This is a genomic window from Micromonospora sp. CP22 (assembly GCF_009712475.1).
Taxonomy (GTDB): domain Bacteria; phylum Actinomycetota; class Actinomycetes; order Mycobacteriales; family Micromonosporaceae; genus Micromonospora.
The window spans coordinates 509,554-527,917 of sequence record NZ_VCJO01000002.1 but is presented as its reverse complement, the minus strand read 5'-3'; the positions used below and the strand labels follow the sequence as shown (position 1 = coordinate 527,917).

The window sequence follows — 18,364 nt, the reverse complement described above, 5'->3', positions numbered from 1 at the left end:
ACGGCACGGCAGTTCGCCGGAACGTGCCGACTGGCGGGCCGTGTCCTAGCTGTGACGGCCCCGACACCACGACGGCCGGGCCCCGATCGGGCCGGCCGTCGTATGTGGGTCAGTGCTTGTGCTCGGCGAGCTTCTTGCGTACGTCGTCCATGTCGAGCGCCCGGACCTGCTCGATGAGGTTCTCCAGCGCCGACTCCGGCAGCGCGCCGGGCTGAGCGAAGACGATCACCCCGTCGCGGATGGCCATGATCGTCGGGATGGACCGGATGTCGAACTTGGCGGCGAGTTCCTGCTGCGCCTCGGTGTCGACCTTGCCGAAGGTGATGTCCGCGTGCTTGTCGGACGATCGCTCGTAGACCGGAGCGAACCGCTTGCAGGGGCCGCACCAGTCTGCCCAGAAGTCCACCAGCACGATGCCGTTGGCCTCGGTCACCTGGTCGAAGTTAGCCGTGGTCAGCTCGACGGTTGCCATGTGAGTCTCTCCGATCACGCGGAACAGCTATGTCTGGTGGAACTCGGGCGTACCTCATCGCATTCCCGGCGTGCTGCCACCGTAACCCTGGTCGCGGTGCCCCGTGGGGCGTTTGTCCGCATCGACCGTCGTCGGTCTCCCAAGGCGTTCGCATGTCGCACATGCATGTCGCATTTGCGTAACCGCCCGTAATGGGAGCGTTTCCAATGAGATCAACGGCTTGACCCGGTACTACGCAAGAATTTCGGCACTGACTAGCGAGGATTCGACCTGCGGAGATCGCTTAGGGGCCGATGATCGCTTACCCAGAGTGATGTAACAAAAAGGTAAATGTGACCTCGGTCTCTGTGCTGCCGGACGGGCGTACGGCAGAATCTTGAGGCATCAGAGCGTGGGCGGCGGGTGCCGGGGAGGGCCCCGCCGCTCATTGCGTCCGGCCTCGGTTTCACCCACGCCGGGAGCGCACCCGATCGCTCGCCCACCTGCTGAACAGCCGACCCGCCGGCCCTGCGGCGGTGTGACTTTTCGGCCGCCGCCCCGCCCCGCGACACGCCTTAACCTTCGATAAGGCATGCTGTGCCGAACTCCGTCGCCTCCCGTCGAAGGGGACCAGGATGCAGTTCGGCCGCTACTACGAGGAGTTCGAGGTCGGCGCGGTCTACCGGCACTGGCCGGGCAAGACGGTCACCGAGTACGACGACCACCTCTTCTGCCTGCTGACCATGAATCACCATCCGCTGCACATGGATGCGCACTACGCCGAGACGGCGAGCCAGTTCAAGCGCAACGTCGTGGTCGGCAACTACATCTACTCGCTCCTGCTCGGGATGTCGGTGCCGGACGTCAGCGGCAAGGCCATCGCGAACCTGGAGATCGAGTCTCTGCGGCACGTCGCACCCACCTTCCACGGCGACACGATCTACGGCGAGACGACCGTGCTGGACAAGCGGGAGTCCGCCTCCAAGCCGGATCGGGGCGTGGTCGCCGTGGAGACGCGCGGCTACAACCAGGACGGCACCCTGGTGTGTGTCTTCCGGCGCAAGGTGATGGTCCCCAAACGGGAGTACGCGGCGGCAGCCGTCCCGGACGGCGTCGACCCCGAGCGGCCCAGCTTCCCCGAGCCCCGCTGACCCGTACCGGCGGCGCCCGGTTCGCCTGATCGAACGCCGCCCGTACGGTCGCGCGAGGCGCGCCGGGGCGGGTTCCCACCGGAGGGGTTCGGTCCCGGTTCCGGGCGCATATGCTGGCGCCGGAGGTCCCGCCATGAGCGAGCGAATCACCACCGCCACCGCCTATTCCGCCACGGAGTGGGACCTGCTCACGAGCCTGCCCGGGCGGGTGATCGTGGCGGCTGCCCAGCCCGACCCCGGACGCCCGCACCGGAGCGTGGCGGCCGGCCTGGCCGGGTTGGACGCGGTGGCGGCCGGGCGGGCCTTCGACAGCGATCTGGTCCGGGCGGTGGTGGCCGCGATCTACGCCCGGCACGACGGCGCGGCCCCGACCGTGATCCAACTCACCGACCTGGTGGACGTGCTCGCCGCCTGCCGGGCCGTCGTCCGGGTGCTCGATCGCCACGCCGATCCCGCCGACTCGGCGGCCTATCGGCAGTGGGTGCAGTCGGTGGCCGCCCGGGTCTGTCGTACCGCCTCCTCGACCATGCCCGGCGGTGCGCTGGCTCCCGCCGACCGCCGCCTGCTCGACCGGCTCGGCGGCGCGCTCGCGCTGCGCTGACCGCTCGTCGGCCCGGCCGGGACGCCGCCCGTGGGGTCGAGCGGGCGTGGCCGGACCGGTGGCGGGCCACGGAGGCGGTACGGGCGGCGGGGCGTAACCTGCGTGACCGTGACCGGTGAGCAGCTCGAAGTCGGCGTGGGGCCGTGGCCCGGGGAACCGCCGACGGATCCCCGCTACGACCCGGAGCTGCTCGCCACCGGGGACCGGCGCAACGTGGTCGACCGCTACCGCTATTGGCGGCGCGAGGCGATCGTCGCCGACCTGGACCGGCGGCGGCACGACTTCCACGTGGCGATCGAGAACTGGCAGCACGACCTCAACATCGGCACGGTGGTCCGCAACGCCAACGCGTTCCTCGCGGCCGAGGTGCACATCGTGGGTCGGCGGCGCTGGAACCGGCGCGGTGCCATGGTCACCGACCGCTACCAGCACGTACGCCACCACGAGACGATCGACCAGTTGGTCGCCTGGGCGGCGGAGGACAACCTGCCGCTGGTCGGCATCGACAACCTGCCCGGCTGTCGGCCCCTGGAGACCGCGACGTTGCCACGACGGTGCGTCCTGCTGTTCGGGCAGGAGGGGCCAGGGCTGTCCGAGGCCGCCCACGCCGCGTGCGACCAGATCTTCTCCATCGCCCAGTACGGCTCGACCTGCTCGATCAACGCGGGGGTGGCGAGCGGAATCGCCATGCACGCCTGGATCCGGGCCCACGCCGGACCGCCTCCCACCTGACCCACCCTGCCGGTGGTGGGGCCGGGCGGGTGAATGGGGCGGCTCGGCTTGACGCGGGGCGGCCACGGGGTGACGGTGGAGTGGTGACGGTTGCGGTGAGTTGTCCGAGATGTGGTGGGTCGGTCCGATCCCCGGACCTGATGCACGCCGAATCTCGCTGCCCCGACTGCGGGCCGGTCGCTCCGCTGCACGTGCCGGAGCGCATCGGGGCGGAGATCGTGGCCAGCGTGGTCGATCTCATCCAGACCGCCGCCCGTCCGGCGCAGCCGACGGTTCCGCTGTGGTGCCCGTGGCCGCTGCCTCCGGGTTGGACCGCGACCGGCGTGGCGTGGGCGGGCGACGATCGACTCGGCGTGCGGGCCACGGCGGTCGCCTGCGCCGGGCCCGCGCCGCTGGGTGGTGGACCGGCGGATCTCATCTTCGTGGCCGAGGAACCCGGAGTCGGCCTGGGCGCGCGATACGCCGGAGTGTCCGGCCCGGACGCTGGACCGGAGCTGGCCGAGGCGTTGGCCGATCCGGGTCCGGGACATCCCGGCCATGTCGGACGAGCCGGGATCAGAGTGGCCGGTCACCCTACTCCACTGTGGTTGGTGAACTCACTGTCGGATCGAAGCGCGTACGCCGGCGAGGCTCTGGGAATGTGGCTCTATGCGATAGCCTGGCCGGCGAGTGCGGGGCATCTGCTCGCGGAGGACGTGCTACTGCACGACCTGGTCGAGTGGACGCCACCCGAACTCGTGTACGGCGCCCCATCTCCGTACCTGCACGGGAAGGCTTGACAAGTCTCCCGGAATGTCGGAGAACGGACGCAGATATTCACGGTAAGACACCACGCTGATACTCTGGGTGCCGCTGCGGTTATGGGACCCGGCGCCGCGCGAGAGGATGGCCCGCCATGGTCAAGAAGGTCCTCACCTGGGCCGGAATCGCATTCTTGATCTTTTTCGTCGCCTATCGGCCCAATTCCGCGGCGGATGTGTTCAAGTCGCTGGGTGGCGGCATCATGGACATCGCCCAGGGCTTCGGCGACTTCTTCACCTCACTGGTCGCTTAGCCGCCGATGGGAAGCCCCTCCGGCCCACCCTTCGATCCCGACGACCCTGACTGGGCCCGCCGGGAACACGACACGGAGCCGATTCCCCGGATCGACCCCGACGACGGACCGGGCTACGGCTCCGGTGCCCGCCTCTCCGACGGTCCGGCCTTCTCCGACGACGCCGGCTACGGCGACGGCCCGGGGTATGCCGGCGAGGGCCGGGCGTGGGTGCGCGATCCGGAGGCCGGTTATCAGCCGCCGGAGATCTCCGAGGAGGAGCTGGCCGGTCTGCGTGCCGACGCCAGTGGTGCCACCCCTCGCCGGGTGCTGCCGCTGGAGGACGAACCCAGCTCGCTGGTCGCCAGATATCTCTTCCCGACCGAGCGGTATCGGGGCGAGTGGAAGCGGCACTGGATCCACCTCGCCACGCCGATCATCGTCGGCGTCGCCGCCACCTTCGTGCTCGGCTACCTCTCCGGCTTCCTCGCCGGGCAGGACGTCGGTGCACTCACCACCATCGCGGTGCTGCTCTGGTTCGCGGTGATGGGCTGGGTGGCGTGGCGGGTCGCCGACTGGTGGTACGACCGGTTCATCCTGACCAACAAACGGGTCATGGTGGTCAACGGCATCATCACCCGCCGGGTGGCCATGATGCCGCTGGTCCGGGTGACCGACATGAAGTACGAGCAGACCCCGGCGGGGCGGGCGCTCAACTACGGCACCTTCGTGCTGGAGTCCGCTGGCCAGGAGCAGGCGCTCCGCGAGGTCAAGAACCTGCCCAACCCCAACGAGCTCTATCTACGCGTCGTCGAGGAGATGTACGAGCCGCAGGCGGTCGAGGCCCGGTTGGGCAAGGAACAGGACGAGGCCAAGGCCGACGACGGGGCCTGACGGTTTTTGACCGAACATCGGAGGTATTGCGCACCTTTCGTCCTCGACCCGCTGGTCACGCTGTGGCAGGCTGCGGCGGGAACAGGCACGGAGGTGGTGTGTGGCCAGCAGTGATCCGCTGGAGGAGGAGTTCCGCGACTTCGTCGCGGCCCGCTCTGGCGCCCTGCTGCGCACCGCTTACCTGCTCACCGGAGACTGGGGCACCGCGGAGGATCTTGTCCAGACCGCGCTGACCAAGACGTACCTGGCGTGGAAGCGGTTGGGCGGGATCGAGGCGATCGAGCCGTACGCCCGACGTGTCATGGTCAACACCTCGACCAGTTGGTGGCGGCGTCGCTGGCACGGCGAACGTCCGACCGAGGTGCTGCCCGAACACGCCGCCGTCGACGAGATCGACCAGCAGCTGGACCGGGACGTGCTCTGGCGGCACCTGCGGGCGCTGCCCGCCCGGCAGCGTGCGGTGCTGGTGCTGCGTTTCTACGAGGACATGTCGGAGGCGCAGACCGCCGCCCTGCTGGAGATCTCACCCGGCACCGTGAAGAGTCAGACCTCCCGGGCGCTGGCCACGCTGCGTCGACGCATCGGCTCGGAGGGTGCCCTCGGCCTGCGCGCCGACGGCGCGCAGTCACCCGAGCAGCCGCCTGCCGGAAGGCCGGAGCGGTCCAGCGGCGGGCGTCCGCAGCCGGAGGGAGGCGCTCGGCGCGGGAAGGTGACTCGGCAACGGGCGGACCGGACGCCCAGCGGCGGGGTCGTCCCGCCCAGGGAGACCGGCTCCGGCCAGGTGACGGCCGCCCGCGACATGCCCTCTGGGCTCGGCGAGCCGACCCCGGCCATGCCCTCCGGGCTCGGCGAGCCGACCCCGGCCCAGAGCGGCGGGCGGGACGACGCGACGGGATCGGTGGCGCAGCCGGACAGCGCGCTGGTCGGAGAGCGGCGGTGAACCGGAAACCCCCAGCTCATGACAACCAGAGCTGGTCCCCGGATCGTTCAATGGACGTGCCATCCAAGGAGTTGGAGGACGCCCTCAGGGAGCTGCTGTCCCAGCGGGCGGACCTGCCGCGTCCGGTGACCGCTGACCCGGCGGGGGTGGCGATCCGACGTGCCAACCGCATCCAACGTCGCCGTACGTTGACCGGCATGGGTCTCGCCGTGGCGACGGTCATGGCGGTCAGCGCGGTCGGCCTGCAACTGCGCGACGATCGACCGCCGACGGGCGGCACGGTGGTGATCAGCGACCCGGACCAACCACTGCTCGTCGAGCGGCCCATCCCGCCGCCCGAGCCGGCCACCACGACTCCGATCGCCGAGGTGGACCTGCTGATCGACGGGTTGATCGCCACCGCACAGGGCCGCCGGGTGCCGCTGCTCGGCACCGGCGAGGTGGAACGGGCGCATCGACTCACCGACGGCCGTGGTTGGCTGGCCGTCGGCGTGCCGACCCTGGCCGGACGCTCACTGTGGGCGGTCGCCGGGGACGGTGCCGCGCAGGCGCTCCTGGCCGGTGCCGACGAGATCGTGCTGGACCCGCAGGGGCGACAGGTCGCCTGGAAACAGGGCACGGTGCTGGCCGCAGCGAAGATCGTCAACGGCGAACTGGACACCGTCGTGCGGGCCGAGGCACCGGCCGAGGCGGTGCCGGTGCGGTTCGTCGGCGATGCCGTGCTGGTCAGGCTCGCGCCCGACCGTCCCGGGCACGTGCTGTGGCCACCGCGACCCGGGACCCTGGGTCCGGGCGGTGACCGGGCCAGCACCCACATCTTCGGTGCGCTGCCCGACGGCCGGTTGGTCGCTACGGTCATCCCAGGCACCGGTACCGGCACCGGCACTTGCCTGACGCTGCTCGACCCGGCCCGGGATCTCGCACCCGCCACGCCGGAATGCGGGCCGCAGCTGCCCGGCGACGGCCCCGGCGCGGTGTCACCGGACGGGCGCTGGTTGCTGGTCAACGGGCCGTCGGCGGGTGAGGAGTCGGCGCTGCTGGTGGACCTGGCGAAGCTCGACGCCTCCGGGGTGCGACCGGCCGGGCCGGCGATGACCGGCACCGTGGTCTGGAGTACGCCCGACACGGCCCACTACGCCGACGCCGACGGTCGGCTGGTGCGGGTCGCCGTCGACCAGGTGACCGAGGGCCGTCGTGCCGCACCGACCGCCCTGCCCGGCCTCCCGGACGGCGCGTCGCCGGTGGTGGTGAGCGGTGGCTGACCGGGCACCGGGTGGCAGCGGACGATGAGTACCCGCATCGACCTGCACACGCACTCCACGGCCAGCGACGGCACTCTCGACCCGGCCGAGCTGGTCCGCGCCGCCGCCGCAGCGGGGCTGGACGTCGTCGCGATCACCGACCACGACACCACCGACGGCTGGGAGCCCGCGCTGCGTGCGCTGCCGTCCGGGCTGCGGCTGGTCCGTGGCGCGGAACTCTCCTGCCGTTGGGACGGTGAGCAGCCTCCGGTGTCGCTGCACATGCTGGCGTACCTCTTCGATCCGGAGCATCCGGAACTGGTCGCCGAGCTGACCCGGTTGCGGGCCTCGCGGCTGGCCCGGGGAGAACGGATCGTGGACCTGCTGCGTGCCGACGGCATCGATGTGGACTGGACCCAGATCCTGGCGCTGGCCGGCGACGCGACGGTGGGCCGACCGCACATCGCCCAGGCGCTCATCCGGGCCGGTCTGGTCGCCACCACCACCGAGGCGTTCGGGCCGGACTGGCTGGGGAAGCGGTACCGGCTACCCAAGGACGACATCGACGTGTTCCGGGCCGTACGGCTGATCCGGGCGGCCGGAGGTGTGGCGGTGTTCGCTCACCCCCGGGCCAGCCGTCGCGGTCGGACCGTGCCGGACGAGCTGATCGCCGAGCTGGCCGCAGCGGGCCTGGTCGGCCTGGAGGCCGATCACGAGGACCATTCGCCCGCCGAACGCGCCCACGTGCGTGGCCTCGCCGCCGAGCTGGGCCTGCTGGTGACCGGCTCGTCGGACTTCCACGGCAGTCACAAGACGGTACGGCTGGGTGCCTTCACCACCAGCGTCGAGGCGTACGAGCGGATCGTGGCCGCCTCCTCCGGGGTGACCGAGGTCGCTTCGGGCTGACCTGGCGCTCGACGCCGACGGCCGCGGCTACGGTGACCGGGTGGATCTCAAGCTGTTCGGCGAGGTCTTCGTGACCCTGTTGGTGATCGTCGACCCGCCCGGCATGATGCCGATCTTCCTGGCGTTGACCGGCCCGTTGTCGGCGCGGGAGCGGCACCGAGCCGCCTGGCAGGCCGTCGCGCTGGCGCTCGGGGTCATCGTGATCTTCGCGGTGGCGGGTCAGACGCTGCTCGCCTACCTGCACGTCGACCTGCCGGCGTTGCAGGCGGCCGGTGGGCTGCTGCTGATCCTGGTGGCGCTGGAACTGCTCACCGGCAAGACCGACGACCCGACCAAACAGGCCACCGCCAACATCGCCCTGGTGCCGCTGGGTACCCCGTTGCTGGCCGGGCCCGGCGCGATCGTGGCGACGATGCTCTTCGTCCAGCGGGCCGACGGGCCGACCGACTTCTCCGCCATCGCCGCCGCGATCGTCGCGGTGATGCTCACCGTCTGGATCGTGCTGCGGTTCTCCGGAGGCATCGTGAAGGTCCTGCGTCCGGGTGGGATCGAGGTGCTCACCCGGATCGCCGGTCTGCTGCTGGCGGCGATCGCCGTACAGCTCATCGCGGACGCGATCGCGGCGTTCGTGACGCAGTACAACGGCGGCGGCTGACCGGCTCGTCTGGTCTGTCGGGGGTGGATGGCAGGATCAGGTCGTGCGACGAGCCTCCCCAGCCGGACGACCCGCCGCCGGTGGCCGCCCGCCCCGGCCCCGCGACGCGCAGCCCGAGCAGCTCGGCTTCGAAGGAATGCCGGAGCGCCTGTTCGTCTGCACCCCGAGTCGCCTCGGTGCGTACGCCGACTGTCCCCGGCGCTACCGCTACTCCTACGTCGACCGTCCGGCACCGCCGAAGGGCCCGCCCTGGGCGCACAACTCGCTCGGCGCCAGCGTGCACACCGCGTTGAAGAACTGGTTCGCGCTGCCCGCCGACCGGCGTCGCCCGGAGGCGCTGGCCGCCCTGCTCAAGGGCACCTGGGTGCGGGAGGGCTACCGCGACGACGAGCAGGAGCGCGCGGCCTACCGGCGGGCCCTCGGCTGGCTGGAGGCGTACGTGGGCGGGTTGGATCCGGCCGACGAGCCGATCGGGGTGGAACGGGTGGTCGCGGTGAAGACCGGAGTGTTGGCCTTCAACGGCCGCGCCGACCGGATCGACTCCCGGCCCGGTCAGCAAGGGCCCGAGCTAATCATCGTCGACTACAAGACCGGCCGCAGCGGGCTCGACAGCGACGACGCGCGCGGGTCGCAGGCGCTGGCGCTGTACGCGTACGCGGCCGAGCGGGTGTTCCGGCGGCCGTGCCGCCGGGTCGAGTTGCACCACCTGCCGAGCGGCACCGTGGCGGCGCACGAGCACACCGCCGAGTCGCTGGCGCGGCAGGTGACCCGCGCCGAGGAGACCGCCCGCGACATCATGGCCGCCGAACGTTCGGTCGCCGACGGTGCCGATCCGGACGACGCCTTTCCGACCAACCCCGGCGCGCTCTGCTCCTGGTGCGACTATCGGCGCGACTGCCCGGCCGGTTCCGCGCTGCCGGGCAAGGATCCGTGGGCCGCGGTGGAACGATTCGCCGAGCCGTCCGCGGAGCGGGACTGACCGACCGTCAGCCGGTGGTGGCGGCGGTCGAGGTCAGCCGGGCCGCGCGTTCCTTGGCAGCGCGCTGCATGGGGCCTTCCCGCCAGTCGCGCGGCAGGGCGGTGAGGGCGAGCCGCAACGCACGTACCGTCACGTCGGCCGACAGCGCGGTGGTGGGCAGACCCAGCCCGCCGTAGAGCCGCCGCGCCCAGGACGGCAGCAGGGCGAGCGCGGTGCCGGCGATGCCCAGGTACGCCCACCGGGGCGGGCCGAGGTTCAGCCCGATCCGCGCCGGCAGGCTGAGCTTCCACGGCAGGGGCGGGGCGGTCAGGAACAGGGCGGTCTCGGCGGCCTCCCGGGTCATCCGCAACTCGGGTCGGATCCGCCGGTAGTAGTCGGCGACCTCGGCGGCGGTGCCGGGAACGGTCTCCGGGTCCAGCCCGACGAGGGCGGCGGTCCGCCGCTGTTCGGTGTAGTAGCGATCGATCTCGTCGGCGTCCAGCGGTACACCGGCCCGCCGCGCCGTGTCGAGGAACGACTCCACCTCGGTGACGTGGACCCAGCGAAGCAGGGCCGGCTCGTCGATCCGGAATCGGGTGCCGGTCTCCGGATCGACAGCGGTCATCCGGGCGTGCAATCGGCGTAGCCGCTCTCCGGCCCGCTCCGCCTCGGCGGTGGTGCCGTAGACGGTGGTCCCCACGTACTCGGCGGTGCGGATCAGGCGCCCCCAGGCGTCCTGACGGTAGTTGCTGTTCTGCGCCACACCGGCCATGGCCCGGGGGTGCAACGCCTGCAGGTAGAGCGACCGCAGCCCGGCGACGAACAGGATCGGTTCCTGGTGCAGCTTCCAGGTGACCGAACCGGGACCGAACAGGCCGACGTCGACGGTATCCACCCGTCAAGGGTGCCACGCCGGCTCAGTGAACCGGCCCGCTGCGGTCTGCGTGTGGAGCAGCAGGGCGTTGGGCGATCAAACTTTGGCCCGTACGCTGACATTCACGATCACCTTCGGAGGTGCCGATGTTCGAGAAGGCGCTGGGCCTGCCCCTACACGTGCTGGTCGTCCACGCGGTCGTCGTCCTCGTGCCGCTGCTGGTGCTGCTCGCTGTCGCGTACATCGTGCTGCCCCGGTTCCGGGCCCGGCTGGACTGGGCGGTGGCGGCGCTGGCGGTGGTCACCCCGATCACCGCGTGGGTCGCGGCGAGGTCCGGTGAGGCGCTGGAGGCCCGGCAGATCGAGCGGGGCTTCTCCGGCGAGATTCTCGACAAGATCACCGATCATGCGGCGCACGGCGAGATGCTGTTCCGCATCACGCTGGCGCTCGGCCTGGTGGTCATCCTGTTGCTGGTCGCCAACAGCGGTCACTCCCGGGTGCCGAAGCTGCCCGGCTGGGTGCCCGTGGTGCTCTCCGTCGCGGCGGTGGGGTTGGGCGTGGCTGCCCTCGTCTACGTCTGGCTCACCGGGCACTCCGGTGCCGAGATGGTGTGGGGCAACACCTTCGAATAGACCGACCGCCGGGTCGACCGTTCAGAACAGCAGCCGGGTGCAGAGCAGACAGGTCAGCACCACCAGGACGGCACCGGCGATCGCACCGACGGTCCAGGTGACCCGCTGCGCCCGTTGTTCCTGCGCGTCCAGGTCGATCATGTCCTGGGCCGGTAACTGGCGCGGTGGTGCCGGTCGCAGGTGCACCGGGGGCCGCCAGCCCGGTGGCGGTGCGGTGGTGGGTGGCGGGCCGGTATACCCGCCGTCGGGTGCGGACCGACCCGGGGACGTGGGCTGACTGACGTCGGCCGGGGTGCCCTGCACCGACGGGTCGGCGGGCGACCCGCTGGCGGACTCGGGCCGCCGCCACGGATCGTCTGGGTCCAGGCCGGGTCGGGGGGTCGTCACGCCGTCCGACGCTACCAACCACCCCGTCGCCACGCTGTCAGGCCGCGCCCGAACCGGTCATGGTCAGGTGCGGCCCCGGGACGTCGCTCGGACTCCGAGGGCTGACGGCTGCGTTAGTCTTGCCGCTCGTGAGCGAACCGCATGGCCCGAGGGATGACGATCGCACGGTCGAGCTGACCGACGACTTCGTGGTGCTGCCGGAGCAGACCGCCGACGACACCGACCACGGCTGGGGTGAGCGGGCCGGCGGCAACGACGACTGGTTGCTCGGCGAGCGCCCGCCACATTGGGAGTGAGCACCCGCCGAGCGATCCTGAGCCGGTCGGAGAGCGACCTCGCTGCGACGATCAGGTCAGGAGGAGCTGGCCGTGGCCGACGCCTTGCTCGTGCCGCCGGAGGACCCTCCCGACGAGCCCCCGGACGACCCGCTGCCGGAACCGGACGAGGCGGAGGCGGACGAGGTGGAGCTGGTCGACGACGAGTTCGACCCGGTCGAGCTTGAGGTCGAGGATTCCGACTTGCCGTTCGAACCGCTGGCCACGGTGTCCGAGCCGGAGGAGCGGGAGTCGGTGCGGTAGAAGCCCGAGCCCTTGAAGACGATGCCGACCGAGTTGAACAGCTTGCGCAGTCGTCCCTCGCACGCCGGGCAGTCGGTCAGCGGCTCGTCAGAGAAGGACTGCACCGCCTCGAGCTGATGACCGCACGCGGTGCAGGCGTACTGGTACGTGGGCACGTTCTCCTCCGGATCTGACACGGCCGATTGGCACTCGACGTATTCGAGTGCCAATGGTGCGTCATCGCCCCCCGGTTCGTCCAGCGGAAGTGTGTGGCACGACACCCGAGATGGCCGTCAGCCCGTGCTCCGGGGTGACCACCGCACGCACCGGCCGGTCGTGCGGCTCGGCGGGCAACTCCTCCAGCAGCTCGCCGTCGTGCAGCGGCACCACCGTGAGCGCGGTCGCCGTCACCCGTGCCAGGGCCCGATCGTACGAACCGCCGCCGCGTCCCAGGCGGATGCCCCGGCGGTCCACCGCCAGCGCCGGCACCACCACCAGCTCGGCGGTGGCCACTGCGGTCACCCCCAGCCGGGGCCCGACCGGCTCGCGGATGCCGCGTCCGGCGGCGACCATCGCCTGCGGCCCGTCCCACGCGGCCCAGTCCAGGTCGAGATCATCGCGGAGCACCGGCAGCAGTAGGTCCGCACCGGGGGGCAGCGCGGCGGCGAGCACCGCCGGCAGGTCCGGGCCACCCGGTTCCCCGCCGACCGGGACGTACGCGGCCAGCCGCCCCGGCCGCAGCCGGCGGACCAGGGAGGACAGCTCGGCCTGGACCCGCGCTGCGGCGGTGGCGCGCTCGGCCTCGGTGCGGGCGCGGCGGTTCGCGAGCAGCCTGATCCGAGCGGTCTGCTTCGCGTCATGCGTCACTTCCGCTCCTTCCGCAAATTCCGGCACGCAACACTCCTCACGCAACGTTTGTCTAGCCGTCGCTCTGTGTCAGCATCGCAAGCGACGGTCGCGCAACTTCCGGGGGGAAGGGGAAGCGTTGACGCTACGCGGGCGGTTGACCGCAGCCTTCCTGGCGGTGGCGTTCGGCCCGGTCCTGCTCGGTGCCGTCTTCGTCGCCTCCACCGTAGCGGCGGTCGACCGCAGCCGCGCCACCGAGCGGTTGGCGGTGGCCGCCACCGCCGTGCGTACCTCGGTCGACGCGCTCTGCCAGCAACTGCGGGCCGCCGCCGACGCGGTCGCCGTCACCGCCGACCACGCCGGAACCGCCGCGCAGGTGGTCAGCCGGGGCCTGGCCACCGCGGTGCTCGTCACCGACGCGACCGGTCGGGTCAGTTACACCACCCCGAACCCACCCCCGCCGCCCTGGCGGGACTGCGCGACGCCGGAGCCACCCGGCGCGTCGGTCAGCGCCCTGGTGGTGCGGGTGCAGTTGCGCGACGCGGCCGGCTCGGCGCTGGGTACCGTCGCCGCCGCTCAGCCGGTCGACCCCGCCTTCGTCGCGCGACTCGCCGCGGTGACCGGGGTCGCGGTGACCCTGCTCGACGGGGCGATGCCCGTCCAGGTGGCCCACACCACCGAATCCGGCAACGGTCGGGACGCGGTGCTGGCTGCCGCCGCGTCACTGCGCGACGAGCGCGTCACCGGCACCATCGACGGGCGGTACGTGCGCCGAGCCGGCCCCGCTGCCGGGCAGCCGCTGCCGCTGGTGCTCTCCGTACCCAGCGACCAGCCACCCGGCCTGCACGCGGTGCTGGTCGGCGTGGTGCTGCTGGCCGCCCTGTTGGGCGTGGCCGTGGCCTGGCGACTGGCCCGGGTGACCACCCGGCCACTGGTGGAACTGGCCGTCGCGGCCGATCGCGTCGCCACCGGCGACCTCACCGTCCGGGTACCGGTACGCAGCGGCGACGAGATCGGTCGGTTGGCTGTCGCCTTCAACCGGATGACCCGCGAGACCGGCGGCTACCTGGCGGCGTTGACCAGCAGCCGGGACCAGTTGCGCGGCCACCTCGCGGTGCTCGGCGACACGCTGGCCAGCACCCACGACCTGCCCCGGATCCTGCGGCTGATCCTGCACAGCGCGCTCGCCGCGACCGGGGCGCGGGCGGGGGCCGTGCTCCTCACCGAGCAGGGTGAGCAGCTCGTCGCCCGGTGCAGCGAAGGGCTTGACGACCGGTGGCCCGGCACCGCGCCACTGCGGGTGCCGCTGGGCTGTGGGGTGGTCGGCGCGGTCGCGGCGACCGGCCAGCCGCGCCGGGGCCGGGCGGAACCGACGGGCTCCTCCTCGGACGAGCCACCCTGCCGGACGTACATCGCGGTGCCCTTCGCCGCCCCCGACGTCGCCGGAGCCGACGCGCCGGGCGCGACCCCGGCGGCCGGCCGCCCGGCGGAGGTGGTGCTCGGCGTGCTGGCCCTCTACGACCGCCTCGGCGGGGAGGAGTTCGACGACGACGACCTGGCCACCCTGCGCACCTTCGCCCGGCACGCGGCGGTCGCCGTGCACAACGTGCGGGTGCACGAGGAAGCGCAGCGGCTGTCGCTGACCGACCCGCTGACCGGGCTGTGGAACTACCGGTACCTCCGCGAGTCGCTGCGCCGGGAGGTGGAACGGGCCAGCCGGTTCGGCCGGATGGTCAGCGTCCTCGCCCTCGACCTGGACCGCTTCAAGACGGTCAACGACACGTACGGGCACGCGGCCGGGGACACCGTGCTGGCCGAGTTCGCCCGGCGGATACGCGGCGAGATCCGGGAGGTGGATCTGGCCTTCCGTCGCGGCGGGGAGGAGTTCGTGGTGCTGCTGCCGGAAACCGACGCCCGAGGCGCGGCCACCGTCGCCGAGCGGCTCGGCTCGGCCGTGCGGGACACCCCGGTGACGGTGGTGGGGCACGCCGGTGCCCGGGAGCCGATCCAGGTGACCGTCTCCATCGGCATCGCCGTCTTTCCCGACCACGCCGACACCGGACCGCAGGTGTTGGCGGCGGCCGACGAGGCGCTCTACGCCGCGAAAGCCGCGACCCGGGACACCTGGCGGTTGGCGATGCCTCGGGAGTCGTCACCGACCCGGGAGGTGCCGGTGTCGGTGGTGGCCCATAGCCCCGCCGACGGGCTGCCTCGGGCCGGCCTCGACGTACCGGCCGGTCCCGACACGCCGGACACCGGCGACCTGCCGGCCGGCTCCGACGCCGTCCAGCACAGCGGCGACCCGACTGCCGTGGCGGGTACCACCGGCACCGGCAGAACCGGTCCGACGGGCGGCGCGTCTTCTGGTCCTCACCCGCCGAGACATGCCGATGGCCGATAGTCTCGCGACATGTCGGAGCACTCAGCGAACCCCTCAGCGGCCGCAGTCACCGGCCGTCCCCGTGCCGTCAAAGCCGTCATCCCGGCAGCCGGCCTGGCCACCAGGTTCCTGCCTGCCACCAAGGCCGTCCCCAAGGAACTGCTGCCGGTCGTCGATCGGCCGGTGTTGCAGTACATCGTCGAGGAAGCCGCACAGGCCGGCATCAACGACGTGCTGCTGATCACCGGCCGGGGCAAGACATCGATGGTGGACCACTTCGACCGTCGCCCCGACCTGGAGGAACGACTCGCGGAGAAGCCCGACCTGCTCGCCGCCGTCAAGCGGACCGAGGAACTGGCGTCCATCTACACCTGCCGCCAGCCGGAGCAACTGGGTCTCGGGCACGCCGTCGGGTACGCCGAGTCCCACGTGGGCGACGAGCCCTTCGCGGTGCTGCTCGGCGACGAGTTCGTCAAACCCAGCGAGCCGCTGCTGCCGGCCATGCTGGAACTCCAGGCGCGTACGGGTGGGGTGGTGCTCGCCTTCTTCGAGGTCGACCCGGCGGAGACGAAGCGGTACGGGATCGCCTCCGTCGAGCCGGCCGAGTCCGAGCTGGCCGACATCGGCGAGGTCGTGAAGGTGACAGGCATGGTGGAGAAGCCGCAACCGGAGGAGGCGCCGAGCAACCTCGCCGTGCTCGGCCGGTACGTCCTGCCCGGCAAGATCTTCGACGCCATCCGCCGGACGAAGCCCGGCAGCGGCGGCGAGATCCAGTTGACCGACGCGATGGAGATCCTGCGTACCGAGGGCACACCGGTGCACGCGATCGTCTACCGAGGCACCCGCTACGACACCGGGATGCCGCTGGGCTACCTCCAGACCGTGGTCCAGATCGCCGCCGACCGTGAGGATCTGGGCAGCGAGTTCCGCAAGTGGCTGGTCGAGTTCGTCAACTCCGACGCGTCGGGCGGTCCGAATACATGACCACGACGGCCGACGCCGAGGCGGCCGAAAACGGGTTGACGCCGCTCGCCGACTACCTGGGCAGCGTGCTGCGCAGGTTGCGCGCGCTGCCTCCGCTCGACCTCGACCTCACCCAGGCGTACGGCAACGTCCTCGCCGAGGACGTGGTCGCCCCGCACTCGTTCCCGGCCTTCGACCAGGCGGCCGTGGACGGGTACGCGGCGCGCTGGGAGGACATCGCGGGTGGGGGCCGGGGCGCGGGGTACGTCCCGGCCCAGTCCAGTCGGCCAGGCGGACGCACCGTACGACTCAACGTCGTCGGTGACCTCGGTGCGGCGAGCTGGCGGCCGGTCCGCCTCACCCCGGGCTCGTGTTTCTCGGTGGCGGCCGGCGCGCCACTGCCGATCGGCGCGGACGTGGTCGTCCCGGTCGAGTGGACCGATCAGGGCATGGCGGCAGTGGAGATCTTCCGGGTCCCGAAGCGGGGGTACGGGGTCCGCCGGACGGGGGAGGAGGTGGCGGCCGGTGCGCTGCTCGCCCGCTCCGGCACCTACGTCTCGCCCGCGCTGGTGGCGGTGCTCGCCGCCACCGGCATCGGGCACGTGGTGGTGCGCCCGAGCCCCCGGGTGGTGATCGTGGCCACCGGAGACGAACTGGTCGACGTGGGTCGGGGCAGCCAACCGGGCCAGGTCGTGGACGCCAACTCGCACGCCCTGACGGCCGCGGCGGCGGAGGCGGGAGCGTTGGCGTACCGGGTGGGTATCTGTGACGACGACCCTGAGGGGCTGCGCGGGCTGCTGGAGGACCAGACCCTGCGCGCCGACCTGATCATCACTACCGGCGGCACCGGCACCGGGCCGGGCGACATGGTCCGCCGGATCCTGTCGCGTCGGGAGGGCAACCGCGCCGGCCCGGTCACCTTCACCGACGTGGCGCTCTATCCGGGTACCGCCCTCGGCTTCGGCACCGTCGGCGCCGAGGAGGTGCCGGTGGTCTGCCTGCCCGGCGACCCGGGGGCCGCGATGATCGGCTTCGAGGTGCTGGCCCGGCCGGCGATCAACCTGCTGGCCGGCGCGGAGCCGGTGTTCCGTCCCAGCGTACGGGCGCACCTGCTGGAAACCGTCTCCTCGCCGGCCGGACTGCGCGAGTTCCGGCCCGCGCACGTCGCCGAGCGGCGGGGCGGGGGTTACACTGTCCAACCGCTCAACGGCGGTCCGTTCACGCTTTCCGGCCTGGCAGAGGCGAACGGTCTTCTCGTCCTCGGCGAGCGGGTGACCGCTGCCGCCGCCGGCTCCACCGTCGACGTGTTGCTGCTGGACCGCCGCCGGTAACCGGCGACGCTCGGGAGTGGAGGTTCGGTGTTCCGACGAGCGCCTGGCTGGCCGGCGATGCTCTCCGACGGCCCGGTGCTGCTGCGTCCGTACCGGCGGTCGGACGCGACGGCCTGGTCGCAGGTGCGCCGAGCCAACCGGGAGTGGCTGGCCCCCTGGGAATCGTCGGCACCCGGTGACTGGGACGACCTGAACTCCCCGGCCACCTTCCGGTGGGTCTATCGCGACCAGCGACGCTCCGGGCGTACCGGTGAGGGGATGCCGTTCGCGGTCTGCCTGTACGAGGACGGGGAAGAACGGCTGGTCGGCCACATCAACGTGGGCAACATCGTGCGGCGGGCCTTCTGCTCCGGCTACGTCGGCTACTGGGTGGACCGGCGGGTCGCCGGCCGGGGTGTCATCCCGACCGCGTTGGCCCTGGTGGTCGACCACGCCTTCGGCCCGGGCGGGCTGCACCGGATCGAGGTGAACATCCGCCCCGAGAACGTGCCGTCCCGCCGGGTGGTGGAGAAGCTGGGCTTCCGCGAGGAGGCGTACCACGCGCGCTACATGCACATCGACGGTGCCTGGCGCGACCACATCGGCTACGCGATGACCAGCGAGGAGATCGCGGCCGAGGGCGGCCTGCTGGCCCGCTGGCACCGGCTGCGCGCCCGTACCCCGTGAGTCGTCCCACGTGCGGGATCGGCGCGGCGCGGCGGTTCCGGCGATGGTGACCCGTAACCTCAGGTAACTGCAAGCTGCGGCAGGCGCTGCCCGCCCCGCATGATTCACGTCGCCGACGCCGATCGGTGGAAGATCCTGCGGCGGTCGGCGTCTGCTCCGAATCTCT

Annotated in this window: 22 protein-coding genes and 1 pseudogene; 18 read left to right on the top strand and 5 right to left on the bottom strand. The window is 72.0% G+C overall.

Annotation, left to right across the window (positions count from 1 at the left end):
* Positions 1 to 109 precede the first annotated feature (109 nt).
* Complete coding sequence (gene trxA / locus FF096_RS05720) at positions 110 to 472, bottom strand: thioredoxin (RefSeq protein ID WP_155215266.1); 363 nt, start codon at positions 470 to 472, stop codon at positions 110 to 112.
* 614 nt (positions 473 to 1,086) lie between these two features.
* On the opposite strand from trxA, the gene FF096_RS05715 reads away from it, so the two are divergent.
* From FF096_RS05715 to FF096_RS05670, 11 genes are all read left to right on the top strand, one after another.
* Positions 1,087 to 1,602, top strand: a complete 516-nt coding sequence (locus FF096_RS05715) for a MaoC family dehydratase (protein ID WP_093408321.1) — start codon at positions 1,087 to 1,089, stop codon at positions 1,600 to 1,602.
* A gap of 133 nt (positions 1,603 to 1,735) precedes the next feature.
* Positions 1,736 to 2,203, top strand: coding sequence for a hypothetical protein (locus tag FF096_RS05710; RefSeq protein ID WP_155215265.1), 468 nt, complete (start codon positions 1,736 to 1,738; stop codon positions 2,201 to 2,203).
* A gap of 108 nt (positions 2,204 to 2,311) precedes the next feature.
* On the top strand, positions 2,312 to 2,935 hold the full coding sequence (locus FF096_RS05705) for an RNA methyltransferase (RefSeq protein ID WP_309222751.1): 624 nt from the start codon (positions 2,312 to 2,314) through the stop codon (positions 2,933 to 2,935).
* Positions 2,936 to 2,964: 29 nt separating this feature from the next.
* Positions 2,965 to 3,714, top strand: a complete 750-nt coding sequence (locus tag FF096_RS05700) for a DUF6758 family protein (RefSeq protein ID WP_375335292.1) — start codon at positions 2,965 to 2,967, stop codon at positions 3,712 to 3,714.
* A gap of 116 nt (positions 3,715 to 3,830) precedes the next feature.
* Positions 3,831 to 3,989: a hypothetical protein gene (locus tag FF096_RS26285; protein ID WP_007455302.1), complete on the top strand. Its 159-nt coding sequence runs from the start codon at positions 3,831 to 3,833 to the stop codon at positions 3,987 to 3,989.
* A 6-nt stretch (positions 3,990 to 3,995) separates the two neighbouring features.
* Positions 3,996 to 4,862 carry a PH domain-containing protein gene (locus tag FF096_RS05695; protein WP_155215263.1) on the top strand — a complete coding sequence of 289 codons (867 nt, stop codon included), beginning with the start codon at positions 3,996 to 3,998 and terminating at the stop codon, positions 4,860 to 4,862.
* A 100-nt stretch (positions 4,863 to 4,962) separates the two neighbouring features.
* Complete coding sequence (locus FF096_RS26530) at positions 4,963 to 5,802, top strand: SigE family RNA polymerase sigma factor (RefSeq protein WP_309222749.1); 840 nt, start codon at positions 4,963 to 4,965, stop codon at positions 5,800 to 5,802.
* Between the two features lie 50 nt (positions 5,803 to 5,852).
* A complete protein-coding gene (locus FF096_RS05685; RefSeq protein WP_155215262.1) occupies positions 5,853 to 7,064 on the top strand; it encodes a hypothetical protein in 1,212 nt (403 codons plus the stop codon).
* 24 nt (positions 7,065 to 7,088) lie between these two features.
* The gene (locus tag FF096_RS05680) at positions 7,089 to 7,949 is read left to right on the top strand and encodes a PHP domain-containing protein (RefSeq protein ID WP_155215261.1); all 861 of its coding nucleotides are present in this window, start codon (positions 7,089 to 7,091) and stop codon (positions 7,947 to 7,949) included.
* Between the two features lie 40 nt (positions 7,950 to 7,989).
* Positions 7,990 to 8,604, top strand: a complete 615-nt coding sequence (locus FF096_RS05675) for a MarC family protein (protein ID WP_309222748.1) — start codon at positions 7,990 to 7,992, stop codon at positions 8,602 to 8,604.
* Positions 8,605 to 8,740: 136 nt separating this feature from the next.
* Positions 8,741 to 9,583 (top strand): PD-(D/E)XK nuclease family protein, encoded by an 843-nt coding sequence (locus FF096_RS05670; protein ID WP_155215422.1) that lies wholly within the window; start codon positions 8,741 to 8,743, stop codon positions 9,581 to 9,583.
* A gap of 7 nt (positions 9,584 to 9,590) precedes the next feature.
* On the opposite strand, the gene FF096_RS05665 is transcribed toward FF096_RS05670, so the two are convergent.
* Positions 9,591 to 10,457: an oxygenase MpaB family protein gene (locus FF096_RS05665; RefSeq protein ID WP_309222746.1), complete on the bottom strand. Its 867-nt coding sequence runs from the start codon at positions 10,455 to 10,457 to the stop codon at positions 9,591 to 9,593.
* 125 nt (positions 10,458 to 10,582) lie between these two features.
* Between FF096_RS05665 and FF096_RS05660 the strand changes: the two genes are divergently transcribed.
* Positions 10,583 to 11,068 (top strand): DUF2231 domain-containing protein, encoded by a 486-nt coding sequence (locus FF096_RS05660; protein WP_155215420.1) that lies wholly within the window; start codon positions 10,583 to 10,585, stop codon positions 11,066 to 11,068.
* A 21-nt stretch (positions 11,069 to 11,089) separates the two neighbouring features.
* Here FF096_RS05660 and FF096_RS05655 read toward each other — a convergent pair whose 3' ends face one another.
* Entirely contained in the window at positions 11,090 to 11,455 is a 366-nt protein-coding gene (locus FF096_RS05655) for a hypothetical protein (protein WP_309222745.1), read from the bottom strand.
* A gap of 128 nt (positions 11,456 to 11,583) precedes the next feature.
* On the opposite strand from FF096_RS05655, the gene FF096_RS26280 reads away from it, so the two are divergent.
* Both FF096_RS26280 and FF096_RS27220 read left to right on the top strand, forming a co-directional pair.
* Positions 11,584 to 11,751 carry a hypothetical protein gene (locus FF096_RS26280; protein WP_196222474.1) on the top strand — a complete coding sequence of 56 codons (168 nt, stop codon included), beginning with the start codon at positions 11,584 to 11,586 and terminating at the stop codon, positions 11,749 to 11,751.
* Positions 11,752 to 11,823: 72 nt separating this feature from the next.
* Entirely contained in the window at positions 11,824 to 12,033 is a 210-nt protein-coding gene (locus FF096_RS27220; RefSeq protein WP_309222773.1) for a hypothetical protein, read from the top strand.
* Between the two features lie 14 nt (positions 12,034 to 12,047).
* Here the strand turns inward: FF096_RS27220 and FF096_RS27215 are convergent.
* Positions 12,048 to 12,188 (bottom strand): annotated as a pseudogene (locus tag FF096_RS27215) (FmdB family zinc ribbon protein); the annotation flags it as partial.
* Positions 12,189 to 12,249: 61 nt separating this feature from the next.
* Positions 12,250 to 12,879 (bottom strand): 5-formyltetrahydrofolate cyclo-ligase, encoded by a 630-nt coding sequence (locus FF096_RS05645; RefSeq protein ID WP_375335291.1) that lies wholly within the window; start codon positions 12,877 to 12,879, stop codon positions 12,250 to 12,252.
* A 118-nt stretch (positions 12,880 to 12,997) separates the two neighbouring features.
* Between FF096_RS05645 and FF096_RS05640 the strand changes: the two genes are divergently transcribed.
* From FF096_RS05640 to FF096_RS05625, 4 genes are read left to right on the top strand one after another with little or no spacing between them, the layout of a single operon-like run.
* On the top strand, positions 12,998 to 15,259 hold the full coding sequence (locus FF096_RS05640) for a diguanylate cyclase (protein WP_155215257.1): 2,262 nt from the start codon (positions 12,998 to 13,000) through the stop codon (positions 15,257 to 15,259).
* A 9-nt stretch (positions 15,260 to 15,268) separates the two neighbouring features.
* Positions 15,269 to 16,222 (top strand): UTP--glucose-1-phosphate uridylyltransferase, encoded by a 954-nt coding sequence (locus FF096_RS05635; protein WP_155215256.1) that lies wholly within the window; start codon positions 15,269 to 15,271, stop codon positions 16,220 to 16,222.
* Complete coding sequence (glp, locus tag FF096_RS05630; protein ID WP_155215255.1) at positions 16,219 to 17,532, top strand: gephyrin-like molybdotransferase Glp; 1,314 nt, start codon at positions 16,219 to 16,221, stop codon at positions 17,530 to 17,532. The genes FF096_RS05635 and glp overlap by 4 nt, the downstream gene beginning before the upstream one ends.
* Positions 17,533 to 17,589: 57 nt before the next feature.
* Complete coding sequence (locus FF096_RS05625; RefSeq protein WP_155215418.1) at positions 17,590 to 18,198, top strand: GNAT family N-acetyltransferase; 609 nt, start codon at positions 17,590 to 17,592, stop codon at positions 18,196 to 18,198.
* Positions 18,199 to 18,364 lie beyond the last annotated feature (166 nt).

What these genes read in the sequence shown, in the direction of transcription:
- trxA (WP_155215266.1), bottom strand. Translation starts at nt 472, where the DNA reads ATGGCAACCGTCGAGCTGACCACGGCTAACTTCGACCAGGTGACCGAG.
- FF096_RS05715 (WP_093408321.1), top strand. Translation starts at nt 1,087, where the DNA reads ATGCAGTTCGGCCGCTACTACGAGGAGTTCGAGGTCGGCGCGGTCTAC.
- FF096_RS05710 (WP_155215265.1), top strand. Translation starts at nt 1,736, where the DNA reads ATGAGCGAGCGAATCACCACCGCCACCGCCTATTCCGCCACGGAGTGG.
- FF096_RS26285 (WP_007455302.1), top strand. Translation starts at nt 3,831, where the DNA reads ATGGTCAAGAAGGTCCTCACCTGGGCCGGAATCGCATTCTTGATCTTT.
- FF096_RS05695 (WP_155215263.1), top strand. Translation starts at nt 3,996, where the DNA reads ATGGGAAGCCCCTCCGGCCCACCCTTCGATCCCGACGACCCTGACTGG.
- FF096_RS05685 (WP_155215262.1), top strand. Translation starts at nt 5,853, where the DNA reads ATGGACGTGCCATCCAAGGAGTTGGAGGACGCCCTCAGGGAGCTGCTG.
- FF096_RS05680 (WP_155215261.1), top strand. Translation starts at nt 7,089, where the DNA reads ATGAGTACCCGCATCGACCTGCACACGCACTCCACGGCCAGCGACGGC.
- FF096_RS05670 (WP_155215422.1), top strand. Translation starts at nt 8,741, where the DNA reads ATGCCGGAGCGCCTGTTCGTCTGCACCCCGAGTCGCCTCGGTGCGTAC.
- FF096_RS05660 (WP_155215420.1), top strand. Translation starts at nt 10,583, where the DNA reads ATGTTCGAGAAGGCGCTGGGCCTGCCCCTACACGTGCTGGTCGTCCAC.
- FF096_RS05635 (WP_155215256.1), top strand. Translation starts at nt 15,269, where the DNA reads ATGTCGGAGCACTCAGCGAACCCCTCAGCGGCCGCAGTCACCGGCCGT.
- glp (WP_155215255.1), top strand. Translation starts at nt 16,219, where the DNA reads ATGACCACGACGGCCGACGCCGAGGCGGCCGAAAACGGGTTGACGCCG.
- FF096_RS05625 (WP_155215418.1), top strand. Translation starts at nt 17,590, where the DNA reads ATGCTCTCCGACGGCCCGGTGCTGCTGCGTCCGTACCGGCGGTCGGAC.